This window comes from Pseudomonas gorinensis (genome assembly GCF_042015035.1).
Classification (GTDB): Bacteria; Pseudomonadota; Gammaproteobacteria; order Pseudomonadales; family Pseudomonadaceae; genus Aquipseudomonas; species Aquipseudomonas gorinensis.
Window position 1 is genome coordinate 1,953,640 of sequence record NZ_CP167125.1, and the last position, 12,885, is coordinate 1,966,524.

The following is a 12,885-nucleotide window of genomic DNA, read 5'->3' on the forward strand; positions in this document are numbered from 1 at the left end:
CTCGAAAGTCCCTGCACGATACAGCGCCGGTCAGTCCCGTTCCAGCACCACGACCCGTTGCCCGGCGCCAATGCCGCTGCCCGGTTGCACCGGGATTTCCCGCACCGCTCCGGCAAAGGGCGCCAGCACGGGGATCTCCATTTTCATCGACTCCAGAATCACCAACACATCACCGGCCGCCACCCGCGCGCCCACGCTCACCTGCACCTGCCAGAGATTGCCGGCGATAGGGCTGTCGATGCTGTGTTCATTGGTCTTGAGCGGCGTGTCTTGCGCCGCTGGCGCCGCGAGCTCCTCGCTGTCGAAATGCGCCTGGCCGCTGGCAATCCAGCGTTCGCGTTCGGCATTGAAGGCGTGCTGCTGGTGCTCACGAAACGCGTCGATGCTGGCGGCTTCCCGTGCGAGAAACGCTTGGTAATCCGCCAGGTTCAGCGTGCTTTGTTCGATGCTCAGCTCGAAGCGTCCCAGGGGGAAATCCCGGCGAATCCGCACCAGCTCATCCGCGCTCACGGGATAGAACCGAATTTGATCGAAGAAGCGCAGCAGCCAGGGTTTGCCGTCAAACGCCGCCACTTCGCGATAACGGTTCCACATCTGCAACGTGCGCCCGACAAACTGATAACCGCCGGGGCCTTCCATGCCGTACACGCACAAATACGCGCCGCCGATGCCCACCGAATTTTCGGCGGTCCAGGTGCGGGCCGGGTTGTACTTGGTGGTCACCAGCCGGTGGCGCGGGTCCAGCGGCGTGGCCACCGGCGCGCCGAGGTAGACGTCGCCCAGGCCCATCACCAGGTAGCTGGCATCGAACACGGTGTGGCGCACCTCGTCGAGGTTGGCCAGGTCGTTGATGCGGCGGATGAACTCCAGGTTGCTCGGGCACCAGGGCGCGTCCTTGCGCACAGTGGTCATGTATTTGTCGATGGCCAGCTGGCACGCCGGGTCGTCCCAGGACAGCGGCAGGTGGACGATGCGCGACGGCACTTGCAGGTTTTGCCGGGTGCACACCGCGGTCCATTCGTGGCCGATCAGTGTCAGCAGGTCGGCCAGGGGCAGTTGTTCCGGCTGGTAGTGGATCTGCAACGAGCGGATGCCCGGGGTCAGGTCGATCACACCCGCCAGTGCGCGGGCTTCCAAGGCTTGCATCAGGGCATGACCGCGAAAGCGCAGCACCAGGTCCAGCTCGGGCGCGCCGATTTCCAGGAGCAGGTGGGTGTCGCCGGCGAGGCGGGCGACCAGGCGGGTGTCGGCTTGGCCGATGTCCAATACCACCGGTGATTCAATCGCACAGTGAGACTGAGTCGCCTGCGTCGCGGGCAAGCCCGGCTCCCACGTTTGATCCCATTTCAGGGCAAGGTCGCGGGCGGTCTTGAGGTCCACCGGTTCAAAACGAATCTTGTCCCCAGCCTTGAGCTGGCCGAGCTGCCAGAGGTCCGCCTCGATCACCGTTACCGGGCACACAAAACCGCCCAGGCTCGGCCCATCCGGCCCCAGGATCACCGGCATGTCTCCGGTGAAGTCTACCGCGCCGATGGCATAGGGGTTGTCATGGATGTTTGAGGGATGCAGCCCCGCTTCGCCGCCATCCGTACGTGCCCAAAGAGGCTTTGGCCCGATCAGCCGAACACCGGTGCGGCTGGAGTTGAAATGCACTTCCCACTGCGTGGCGAAGAAGGTGTCGATGTACGCTGGCAGGAAGTATTCCGGCGCGCCGTGGGGGCCATAGATCACCCGCAGCGTGCGGACCTCGGGCAGCGCTTGCGCGACCTGTTGTTGCCCGGCGTTCAGGTCTTCCAACGGCAACAGATGCAACACATCGCCCGCCCGTAAAGCGCGCCCACCATGCCCGCCGAACTGGCCGAGGGTAAAGGTGCTTTTGCTGCCCAGGTAGTCTGGCACTTGCAGCCCACCACGCAGGCACAGGTAACTGCGCGCACCGGCGCCGGCGAGGGTGCCCAGGCTCAGGACCGATCCGGCCTCAATCAACAGCGCGGTGTTCATTGGCACTGCTCGATCATTCAACAGCAGCGGGATTTGCGCTCCCGTCACCGCAACAACCGCCACGCAATTGAAGCGCAATATCGGCCCGCTCATGGTGATTTCCAGCGCCGCGGCCCCCTCGGCGTTGCCCAGCAGGCGATTGCCCAGGCGCAGCGCGCGGCTGTCCATCGGCCCCGACGGCGGCACGCCCACGGCCCAGTAGCCGAGGCGGCCGGGATAGTCCTGCACACTGGTTTGCGTGCCTGCACTGATGACTTCAACCGTGTTGGCCACGTAGACCAGATCCTCCAGGCAACGGGTCCACGGCTGGCCATTGGCGAAGGGCGCGGCGAGCAGGATCTGGCGCAGGTAATCGCGGTTGGTTTCCACGCCGTAGAGCTGGCTATCGCTCAGTGCCTGATGCAGATCCAGGCGCGCCTGTTCGCGGGTGGGCGCCCAAGTGATGAGCTTGGCGATCATCGGGTCGAAGTAGGGCGGGATCTCACAACCGGCCTCCACCCAGGTGTCGATCCGCAAGCCCTCGGCCACCGGGAAATCCACACAGGTCAGCAAGCCGGGGCTCGGCTGGAAATCCCGCCCTGGGTCTTCGGCATACAGGCGCGCCTGGATCGCATGGCCTTGGGGTTGCAAGACCAGCGTCTGCAACGGCGGCATTTCACCCGCCGCCAGTTGCACCATCCAGCGCACCAGGTCCACGCCCCACACCTGTTCGGTGACGCCGTGTTCCACCTGCAAGCGCGTGTTCACTTCGAGGAAGTAGAAGCGCCCGTCAGCACTGTCATAGATAAATTCCACGGTGCCGGCGCTGCGGTAATTCACGGCCTTGGCCAGGGTGATGGCGGCTGTGCACAGGGCCTCTGCCATGCCGTCGGGCAGGTTTGGCGCCGGGGTTTCTTCGAGGACCTTCTGGTTGCGCCGTTGCACCGAGCAGTCGCGTACGCCGAGGGCGATCACTTCACCCGCGCCGTCGCCGAACACCTGCACTTCCAGGTGGCGCGCATGCTCGATGTACTTCTCGATAAACACGCCCGCGTCGCTGAAATTGTTCTGCCCCAAGCGCTTGACCGCCTCGAACGACTCGCCCAACTCCAGCGCACTGCGGCATACGCGCATGCCGATGCCGCCACCGCCGGCCGTGCTTTTGAGCATCACCGGGTAGCCCACGGTGTCAGCGGCCAGCAAGGCGGCTTCAAGGCTGTCGAGCAACTCGGTGCCTTCCAGCAAAGGGATCTGATGTTGCCTGGCCAGGGCACGAGCGGTGTGTTTGAGACCGAACACCCGCAGCTGTTCAGGCGTGGGCCCGACAAAGGCGATGCCTGCCTGTTCACAGGCCTCGGCGAAGGCTGCGTTTTCGGAAAGAAAGCCGTAGCCGGGATGAATCGCCGTGGCGCCGCAGGCCTTCGCTGTGGCGAGGATTTTTTCCACCGCCAGGTAAGTTGCGGCTGCTGCGCCTTCACCGAGGCTGTAGGCCTCGTCGGCTTGCTGGATATGCAGGCTCGCCGCATCGGCTTCGGCGTACACGGCGATGCCTTTGACTTGCAACTCGCGCAAGGTGCGCAGGATGCGGCAGGTGATGGCGCCACGGTTGGCGATCAACAGTTTTTCGAACATGGCAAAACCCTGCGGGCCGTCCCGCAAAGTGAGGGAGCACTGCGGTCGTCCGCAGTGTGTGGTTAGTGTGGGAGGGGGCCACCGCTATCGGGGGCAAGCCCAATGCCTGTAGGAGCGAGGGGGACGCCTAGTTCTTGCTCGCGAAAAACGTCAACGGTAACGCGTGCATTCTGGATAAATGCAGTGCCTGTGAGTTCTTCGCGAGCAAGCTCGCTCCTACAGTGCATTAGGGTTCCCTCCCACATTGGATCTCTAGCGTTTTTGCAGGCATTGCCCGGCTCGGGATTGGCACAGGGCAAACAACCATTTACGCAGGCGCTTGAGTTTCAGTTCCATACCAACAGCTCCGCCGGGGTCGGGTTGTAGGCGTTGCACGGGTTGTTCAACTGCGGGCAGTTGGAAATCAGCACGATCACATCCATCTGCGCACGCAGGTCGACGTACTTGCCGGGCGCGGAAATCCCGTCTTCAAAGGTCAGCCCGCCGTCTGCCGTCACCGGCACATTCATAAAGAAATTGATGTTCGGCCCGATGTCGCGTTTGCCCAAGCGACCATCGTGGGCGCAGGCGCGCAGGTAGTTGTCGCGGCAACTGTGCATGTAGCGTTTTTCCAGGGCGTAGCGCACGGTGTTGCTCTCTTGGGCGCAGGCGCCGCCGAGGGTGTCGTGGCGCCCGCAGGTGTCCTCGACGATGGTCAGCATCGGTTGGCCGAGGTTGGAATACAGCACGCTGCCGGTGCCCAGGTACACGCTGTTCTGCCGACGCAAGGTGCGCTGTACATCGTAGCGTTCACGCGGGTTTTTCACGCTGTAGAACAAGGTGTCGACCGCCTGGTTGCCCTCAAGATCGAGGATGCGCAGGGTCTGCCCGGCCTTGACCTCCATCAGCCACGGCTCGCCGGCGGGAATGGTTGCGCGGTACACCGCCGCATCAGGTTGTTTCATTGCGATAGACATGACAGTTCCTCAGGCGAACAGGCGGTCGGTGTTGATAAAGCCACGCTCGTTTTCCGGGCGCGAAGTGCGGCAGTGTTCGGCGACACTTTTGTCGGCGTTCATCCAGCTGAGTTTCAGCGGTTGTGGGGCGTATTGCGGGTTGGGGTCCATCGGGTGTTGCAGCGCGGTGAGCACCACCAGGGTGTCCATCGGCGCGTAGAGTTCGATGTAGTCGCCGGCCTTGGAATTACCCGGCACAAAGTGCAGGCCACCGTCGCTGTCCACGGTGACTTTGCTGAACAGGTTGAGGGTCATCAGCAGGTCGGACAGGCCCAGCCCCCATTTACCCAATTCCACCAACAGGTTGTCGGTGCCGTTGCGGAAGAAGCCGTTGCGCAGTTCCTGATAACGGCCCTGGCCGTACTTCTCGGCGACTTCGGCGGCGCACAGCACGCCGCCGATGCTGTCGCTCCAGCCGCAGGTGTCGGCGGTGATCGCGGCCAGCACGCGGCCCATGTCCGAGTACAGGCAGTGGCCGGTGGTGAGCTTGGCGGTGTGTTGGCATTTGAGGCTGTCGGGCAGGTTCAGGCGCTCGGTTTTTTCGTTGGCGTTGAGCAGGGTCAGGCTGACGTTGGCGCCGCCGCGAAGATCGGTAAGGCGCAGCAGTTGGCCGCGCTTGAGCACGAACGAACGGTGGCCGCCGCCAGGCAGCATTTCTTCGGCGAAGGGTGGGAACAGTAGGGTGGAATCGGTCATTTGGAAGTGGCTCCAAGTTCGGCGGCGAGCGCCTTGCGGCGTTCGCTGTTCAAAGGGATGTCGTAGGTGATGCGCGCGCCATAGGCGCCGGGGGCGTGGGGGTCGACGCGCACCTTGTCGAACACCAGCAGGCGCGTGCCGAGGCTGAAGCCTTCGCTCAGGTCATGGGTGACCATGAACACCGTCAGCCGGGTTTCGCGCCACAGTTCCAGCAGCAGCTGGTGCATGTCTTTGCGAATTCCCGGGTCGAGGGCGCCGAAGGGTTCGTCCAGCAGCAATACGCGGGGCTTCATGATCAGGGCCTGGGCGATGGCCAGGCGTTGTTGCATGCCGCCGGAGAGCTGCGCCGGGTATTTGTCCAGGGCGTGGCCGAGGCCGACCTTCTGCAACAGCGCGGCAGCCTGTTCGCGGGCGTCCTTCTTGGCTTTACCGAATAACCGGCCCAGCAAGGGAGAACGCGGCAGCTCCAGGCCGAGGGCGACGTTATCCAGCACGGTCAAGTGCGGGAACACCGAGTAGCGCTGGAACACCACGCCACGGCTGGCATCCGGCTCGGCGGCGAGCGGTTGGCCATCCAGCAGGATCTGGCCCTTGCTCGCGGTTTCCTGGCCCAGCAGCAGGCGCAGGAACGTCGACTTGCCGCAGCCCGAAGTGCCGACCAGCGTGCAGAACTCGCCCTCGGCGACCTGCAGGTTCAAGCCTTCCAGCACCACTTGATCACCGTAGCGCTGCCACACATTGTTGACGCTGATAAAGCTCATGCGCGCGCTCCTTCGTACCAAGGGAACGCATGCCGGGTCAGGGCCTTGAGGCCCCAATCCATCAACCAGGCGAGCAGGGTGATCCACACCACGTAAGGCAGGATCACGTCCATCGCCAGGTAGCGACGTACCAGGAAGATCCGGTAGCCCAAGCCGTCCGTGGAGGCGATGGCTTCAGCGGCGATCAAAAACAGCCACGCCGAGCCGAGCATCAGTCGCAGTGAGATCAGCAGGCGTGGCAGCAATTGCGGCAACACCACGCGCAGCATCAGGGTCCAGGTGGAGGCGCCGAGGGTTTGTGCCTTGACCAGCAGTTCCACCGGTATTTCCCGCGCGCGCTGTTCCAGGTCACGGGCCAGGCAGGGGGTGACGCCGATGACGATCAGCATCACTTTGGACAATTCCCCCAGCCCGAACACGATGAACAGAATCGGCAGGATCGCCAGCGGCGGTACCATCGACAGCACGGTCAGCAACGGTGACAACGGCGCGCCAAACAGCGGCAACGTGCCGGCGGCAATCCCCAGGCACAGGCCGGCGAGGGCGCTGATGCCCAGGCCGATCGCCAGGCGGCGCAGGCTCGATGCGCTGTCCTGCCAGAGCACGTACTCACCGGTACGGGCGTCGGCGTTGAACGCCAGGCGCTTGACTGCGTCAATCATTTGCCCGGCACCGGGCAGCAGCTTGTCGTTGGGGTTTTCCGCCAGGCGCTCGGCCGAGCCCACGAAGTAGGCGAACAGCAGCAGGGTGAACGGCAGCACGACCAACAGCAAGCGGCTGGAGCGCTCCGGAACACGGTTGATCAGGCGCATGGCCAGGTCCTCTTACAGCTTGCCGTCGGCGGCCATCTGCACGTAGCTGGGGTCGAATTGCAGCTTGAGGTTGGCTTTGTCACCGCTGGTCACGCCGTTGGCGAAGCGCATACCCACCGCGCTGGCGTCCTTGGCGCCTTCACCCAGCAAGCCGTGTTTGAACGAGAACTCGGCGACTTTGCCCATGGTGGCGGGCAACTGTGGGCTGGTGGCGAAGGCCAGGGCTTCCTTGGGCGTGGCGAACAACTTGGTGGTGTCCAGTTGCGACTGGAAGCCCGCAAGGTCGGTGCCGGAAGCCTTGGCCATATGTTCCAGGGCTTCGGTGCTGGCGGCGCCCTTGGCATTCATCAGGGCGACCACTTCAAACCAGGCGCCGGTCAGTGCTTTGCCCAGCTTGGGGTTGTCCTTGAGGACCTGGGTGTTGACCACCATCATGTCCATGATTTCGCCGGGCACTTTGCTGGAGTCGAACACTTGGCTCACGCCAGGCTTGGCCTTGATCTCCGAGAGCATCGGGTTCCAGGTGGTGACGGCCTGGACCTGGTCGGTGTTGAAAGCGGCGGCAATATCGGCGTCGGAGGTGTTGACCACTTTCAGGTCTTTTTCGCTGAGGTCCGCCGACTCCAGTGCGCGGGCCAGCAGGTAGTGAGATACCGAAAGTTCCACCAGGTTGACGTTCATGCCCTTGAGGTCGGCCACGGTCTTGCCGGTGCCCTTGATCACCACGCCGTCGTTACCATTGGAAAAGTCGCTGATCACCAGCGCGGTGCTGTCTACGCCACCGGCGGCGGGGATGGTCAGGGCGTCCATGTTGGTCATGGTGCAGCCGTCGAACTGGCCGGCGGTGTACTGGTTGATCGATTCGACATAGTCATTGAGTTGCACCATGTCGATGGTGATGCCGTACTTCTTGGCCCACTTGTCGAGGATGCCTTGGCTGCCGGCATACTCCCATGGCATCCAGCCGGCATAGATCGTCCAGCACACGCTGAAGTGGTCTTTGGCAGCGGCTTGGGTCTGGAAGCTCAGCACGGCGGCGAAGGCGGCGGCGAGCAGGGCGGGTAAACGGATCGAGGGCATTGGGGCTTCTCCAGTTGATCAAGGGCGAGCAGGAGCAACGCGGCACCGTGAACGGTGGCTTGTCTCCCGGGCTTTTATCCCGCCGTGTAACCTCAACTGGAGGTCGCCAACTCTCGGACCAGCCACTCGCTTTTCGCGAGCCGGAACCCTAGTCGGCCATTGCAAATTGTGGTGCCGCGAACCTGTATCAATCCTGCACGCAAGAGATAAAGCGAGAGTCGTGCCAAGTGGCTTCGATGCCCGGCTGTTCAGCCGGGCGGGCGGGAGAGGAAGGCGTAGAAGCGGGGGGTGTGCGCCACGCGGGTGCGCCGGCGCACTGCTATGAGGCGCTTACAGCTGGAATTTGCTGACCAGCATATTGAACGAGGTGGCCAGCCGCGACAGGTCCTGGCTGGAGGCGTTGGTCTGGTTGGCACCGGCGGCGGTCTGGGTCGACAGGTCCTGAATGTTGAGCAGGTTGCGATCCACTTCACGGGCCACCTGGGCCTGTTCCTCGGACGCTGAGGCGATCACCAGGTTGCGCTCGTTGATACTGGCCACGCTGGCAGTGATGCGCTCCAGCGCCTGGCCGGCATTTTGCGCCAGGGTCTGGGTGTTGTTGGCCCAGCTCAGGCTCTTGTTCATGGCGGCCACGGCGCCATCGGCGCCTGCCTGGACTTCACCGATCATTTTCTCGATGTCCACCGTGGAGGTCTGGGTGCGATGGGCCAGCGCCCGCACTTCATCGGCCACCACCGCAAAACCGCGACCTTGCTCACCGGCACGGGCGGCTTCGATGGCGGCATTGAGGGCCAGCAGGTTGGTCTGGTCGGCAATACTGCGGATCACATCAATCACCTTGCCGATTTCGCGCACCTGGCCGGCGAGGTCGGCGACCGATTGGGTCGAATCGTTGATCTCCACCACCATCGCGCTCATGCCGGACACGGCCTGCTCGACTTGCTGGCGGCCGTCCTCGGCTTCGGTGGTAGCCTGGCGCGACGCTTCCGAGGTCGATACGGCGTTGCTCGCCACTTCGTCGACCGCTGCGGTCATCTGGTTGACAGCGGTGGCAGCTTGTTGGATTTCGTCATTCTGGCGGGTCAGGCCACGGGTGCTTTCATCGGTGACCGCGCTCAGCTCTTCGGCTGCCGAAGCGAGCTGGTCGGAGGCGTTGGCGATTTCCGTCAGCGTACTTTTCAGGCCGCCTTGCATATCGGATAAAGCCATCAGCAATTGCCCCGCTTCGTCGGTGCGGTCGGTCGTGATGGCTTGGGTCAGGTCACCCTTGGCGATGCGCTGTGCGTTCTCAACCGCTTGTGCGATAGGACGGGTGATCAGGCGCGTGATCAGCACACCGGTGATGATCGCAATGATGAAGGCCAGGACAATGCCGCTGATCATCCAGGTCAACGCGCTGTCACGCAGCTCGTCGGCGGCGGCAGCGCCTTCCTTGATCTGGCGGTTATTGGAATCGACCATCACGCGGATCAAATCGCGCGCCTGGCGGAACAATTCATTGTTGGTGCTGTTCAGCTGTGCGCGGGCCTGCTCGATCTGGCCACTGTCGAGCATCGACATAATGTGTTCGGAGTTGCTGGTGTAGGTTGGCCAGATCTGGTCGAGCTTGTCGCCGGCCGCCCGTTCGTCGTCTTCCAGGGGCGTGGCGCGGTAGGTGGCGTAGGCGCTCTGGCTGCGTTTGAGTTCGTTGGTGATGTCCTGGCGCACACGGTCGCGGTCTTGTTGGGAGACGTCGCCTTGGCTCGCATCCATCAAGCGGTACAAACCGCGGTTGTGGGCCACCAGGCCATTGAGGGTAGCGGAGGTGCTGCTGACGGACACCAGGTTATTGGAGAACGTCAGTTCCAATGCATTGGCGAGGCGGACCACGCTTTTGATACCCAGCAGCCCGACCCCGAGGGTGACCAGTGCACACAATAAAAATGAAAGCAGCAGTTTGGTTGAGATTTTCATGGCTCGGATCCGGCAAAAGTGGCGAAGGGCGCACGTTAGAGCCTCCCTGGCTTGCGCGATGTCATAGTGACATCATCGCAATCGAGAAAGTTTCGGGCCAGAAAAATTTACTGAATCGATAAATCTGGTGGGTGGATAAGCGCTATGTCGCAGCGCGTCTGAAGGGGTGTGGCCGCACTTGGCATTGATGTATCAACTTGTAACCAAAACGCACCAGATTCGGTTTTTGATGTCAGATGTTTCGTCATTCAGTGAAAGCTGAATGCCGCCCCCCAGCGTCGCTGGAGGTGCTCTTTCGCGGTCCAGGAGGCCGCCATGTATCGACGACTGCTGATCAGCGCTTTACTCGGTCTGACCCTTTCCGCTTGTGTGCCTTACTACGATGGAGGCCAAAGCTACTACCGTTCCGAGGTCTACACCTCGCCGGCGCCGGTTTATTACTACGGCGGCGGACCTGTGTACCGGCGCGACTATTATCCGTCGCCTCGCTACTACGCGCCGGCACCGCGTTATTACTCAGCGCCACGTTATTACCAGCCAGCACCTCGCTATTACCCGTCAGGACCAAGGGCGGGTTACCGGCCTTACCCGAACCAGGGCTGGGGTGATCGTTGGAACAATGGCGGGCATGGACGCGGTGGCGATCATGACCGTGGAGGTGGCCGCGGCGGTCACCGTTGACAGGCCCATACCATAACTGTGGCGAGCGGGCTTGCCCCGCGTTGGGCTGCGAAGCGGCCCCAAAACCTGGCGATTTAATAGGCCTGGATAAACGCGGTGGCCTTATTGGGGCTGCTGCGCAGCCCAACGCGGGGCAAGCCCGCTCGCCACAGCAAGCCCGCTCGCCGCAACGAGCCCGCTCGCCACAGCAAGCCCGCTCGCCGCAACGAGCCCATTCACCACAACAAGCCCGTTCGCCACAGGCTTATTGTTTGCTCGTTCTATCTTGGCATTCGTGCTTGAAACGCCGTTTTTTATGGGCGCAAAGCGTCAGTAATCGGATAAGTCCGCCAGTGGATGCCGGCCTTCCCACGCCTTGGTGAAATGCGCCTGCACCACGGCGTCCGGGATGGTATTGATATCCGGCCAATGCCAATGGGGTGTCTGGTCCTTGTCGATCAATCGCGCACGTACCCCTTCACTGAATTCCGGGTGGCGGCAGCAGTTCAGGCTCAAGGTGTATTCCATCTGGAACACCTCGGCCAAGGACAGGTGACGGGCACGCTGGATCTGTTCCCACACCAGGTGTGCAGTCAGCGGGCAGCCTTCGCTCAATGTCTTGCCGGCGCGGTTGAACAGCGGGTCGGCGTGGTCGCGCAGCGGGCTCAAGGCGCGCCAGGCACTGCGTACATCACCGACGTCCAGCCACGCGTCGATCTGCGCCCGGCGTGGCAGCCATTGGGCTTCTGGTTGCTGGCCGACGGCTTCCTGGGCCAGGGCCTTGAGCAGGCTGTTGAGTTGCATCGCGGTCTGTTCCTGCCAATTCAGTTGCAGCAGGCCTTCGATCAACTCGTCCTGTTGGTCATCGCGCAGAAAGCGGTCGGCCAGGCCCAAGTCCAGCGCGTCACGGCCATTGATGTGCGCGCCGGTAAGGCCAAGGAACAACCCCAGCTTGCCCGGCAGGCGCGACAGGAACCAACTGGCGCCCACATCCGGGTACAGGCCGATGCTGATCTCGGGCATGGCCAGGCGGCTGCTCGGCGTGACAATCCGTATGGCCGCGCTTTGCAGCAGGCCCATGCCACCGCCCAGCACGTAACCGTGGCCCCAGCAGATCAGCGGTTTAGGGTAAGTGTGCAAGCGGTAGTCGAGGCGATATTCCGCGGCAAAAAACTGTGCGGCCAGGGCGGGCACTTCCCCCGGCTGCTCGCGGCAGGCCTGGGCCAGGCTGCGCACTTCGCCGCCGGCGCAAAACGCCTTGGGCCCGTTGCCACGCAGCAGCACGCAGACGATGTTCGGGTCTTTGGCCCAGGCCTCCAGGCGATCAGTCAGGGCCAGGATCATCGGCAGGGAGAGCGCGTTGAGGGACTTTTCAGCGTCAAGGCTGGCGATGCCGACGCGGGCGCCGTTGCTGCCGGTCAGTTCTTCGAAGTGCAGGTTCATCGTGACCTCAATCGAGAAGGTGAAGGATCAGTATGATCGCTTCGTGGGAAAGTGCCGGTGGTGTGTCAGATCAATTGACAAGCAGGGCCGGCTTTCCTAGGGTTCGCCTCATTCTTTTTTACAAGACAATTCGAACATGACTGAAGGCGACCGTATCAAACTCGAACCCAGCTGGAAACACGCCCTGCGTGATGAGTTCGATAAGCCCTACATGGGCCAGTTGCGCGAGTTCCTGCGCCAGGAACATGCCGCCGGCAAAGAGATCTACCCGCCCGGCCCGCTGATCTTCAACGCGCTCAACTCCACACCGCTGGACAAGGTCAAAGTGGTAATCCTCGGCCAGGACCCGTACCACGGCCCCGGCCAGGCCCACGGCCTGTGCTTCTCGGTGCAACCGGGGGTGCCGGCGCCGCCGTCGCTGGTCAATATCTATAAAGAGCTCAAGCGCGACCTGAACATCGACATCCCCAACCACGGCTACCTGCAAAGTTGGGCCGACCAGGGCGTGCTGATGCTCAACACCACCATGACCGTGGAGCGGGCCAACGCCAACGCCCATGCGGGCAAGGGCTGGCAGTTCTTTACCGATCGGATTATCGAGGTGGTCAGCGAGCACCAGCCGCACCTGGTGTTCCTGCTATGGGGCGCCCATGCACAAAGCAAGCAGAAGCTGATCGATGCGACCAAACACCTGGTGCTGACCTCGGTGCACCCGTCGCCGTTGTCGGCGTATCGCGGGTTTCTGGGTTGCGGGCATTTCAGCAGGACCAACAAGTTCCTGGAGCAGAATGGCGAGGCCCCGATCGAGTGGCGTCTACCGCCGCTCTAGGGCCAAGCACATCCAGAATGTTGGAGGGGCAAGCCCCCCCCTCC

General features: G+C 62.8%; 10 protein-coding genes and 1 riboswitch. Of the genes, 2 read left to right on the top strand and 8 right to left on the bottom strand.

Features of this window, described 5'->3' with window-relative positions; all coding sequences use genetic code 11:
• Positions 1-30: 30 nt before the first annotated feature.
• The 7 genes from uca to AB7933_RS08925 all read right to left on the bottom strand — a co-directional run bounded on the left by uca (position 31) and on the right by AB7933_RS08925 (position 9,909).
• The gene (gene uca, locus AB7933_RS08895; RefSeq protein WP_024073969.1) at positions 31-3,612 is read right to left on the bottom strand and encodes an urea carboxylase; all 3,582 of its coding nucleotides are present in this window, start codon (positions 3,610-3,612) and stop codon (positions 31-33) included.
• A 326-nt stretch (positions 3,613-3,938) separates the two neighbouring features.
• Positions 3,939-4,568 carry an urea amidolyase associated protein UAAP2 gene (locus tag AB7933_RS08900; protein ID WP_024073971.1) on the bottom strand — a complete coding sequence of 210 codons (630 nt, stop codon included), beginning with the start codon at positions 4,566-4,568 and terminating at the stop codon, positions 3,939-3,941.
• 9 nt (positions 4,569-4,577) lie between these two features.
• Complete coding sequence (locus AB7933_RS08905) at positions 4,578-5,303, bottom strand: urea amidolyase associated protein UAAP1 (protein WP_024073972.1); 726 nt, start codon at positions 5,301-5,303, stop codon at positions 4,578-4,580.
• On the bottom strand, positions 5,300-6,064 hold the full coding sequence (locus AB7933_RS08910; RefSeq protein ID WP_024073973.1) for an ABC transporter ATP-binding protein: 765 nt from the start codon (positions 6,062-6,064) through the stop codon (positions 5,300-5,302). Before AB7933_RS08910 ends, AB7933_RS08905 begins: the two co-directional genes overlap by 4 nt.
• Positions 6,061-6,876 (bottom strand): ABC transporter permease, encoded by an 816-nt coding sequence (locus tag AB7933_RS08915; RefSeq protein WP_024073974.1) that lies wholly within the window; start codon positions 6,874-6,876, stop codon positions 6,061-6,063. The genes AB7933_RS08910 and AB7933_RS08915 overlap by 4 nt, the downstream gene beginning before the upstream one ends.
• 12 nt (positions 6,877-6,888) lie before the next feature.
• Positions 6,889-7,956, bottom strand: coding sequence for a putative urea ABC transporter substrate-binding protein (locus AB7933_RS08920; protein ID WP_024073975.1), 1,068 nt, complete (start codon positions 7,954-7,956; stop codon positions 6,889-6,891).
• A 61-nt stretch (positions 7,957-8,017) separates the two neighbouring features.
• Positions 8,018-8,119, bottom strand: a riboswitch (guanidine-I (ykkC/yxkD leader).
• Between the two features lie 167 nt (positions 8,120-8,286).
• The gene (locus AB7933_RS08925) at positions 8,287-9,909 is read right to left on the bottom strand and encodes a methyl-accepting chemotaxis protein (protein ID WP_024073976.1); all 1,623 of its coding nucleotides are present in this window, start codon (positions 9,907-9,909) and stop codon (positions 8,287-8,289) included.
• Between the two features lie 315 nt (positions 9,910-10,224).
• Between AB7933_RS08925 and AB7933_RS08930 the strand changes: the two genes are divergently transcribed.
• On the top strand, positions 10,225-10,590 hold the full coding sequence (locus tag AB7933_RS08930; protein ID WP_024073977.1) for a hypothetical protein: 366 nt from the start codon (positions 10,225-10,227) through the stop codon (positions 10,588-10,590).
• A 309-nt stretch (positions 10,591-10,899) separates the two neighbouring features.
• Here AB7933_RS08930 and AB7933_RS08935 read toward each other — a convergent pair whose 3' ends face one another.
• The gene (locus AB7933_RS08935) at positions 10,900-12,012 is read right to left on the bottom strand and encodes an enoyl-CoA hydratase/isomerase family protein (RefSeq protein WP_024073978.1); all 1,113 of its coding nucleotides are present in this window, start codon (positions 12,010-12,012) and stop codon (positions 10,900-10,902) included.
• A gap of 136 nt (positions 12,013-12,148) precedes the next feature.
• Between AB7933_RS08935 and ung the strand changes: the two genes are divergently transcribed.
• Positions 12,149-12,841, top strand: a complete 693-nt coding sequence (gene ung / locus AB7933_RS08940) for a uracil-DNA glycosylase (protein ID WP_024073979.1) — start codon at positions 12,149-12,151, stop codon at positions 12,839-12,841.
• Positions 12,842-12,885 lie beyond the last annotated feature (44 nt).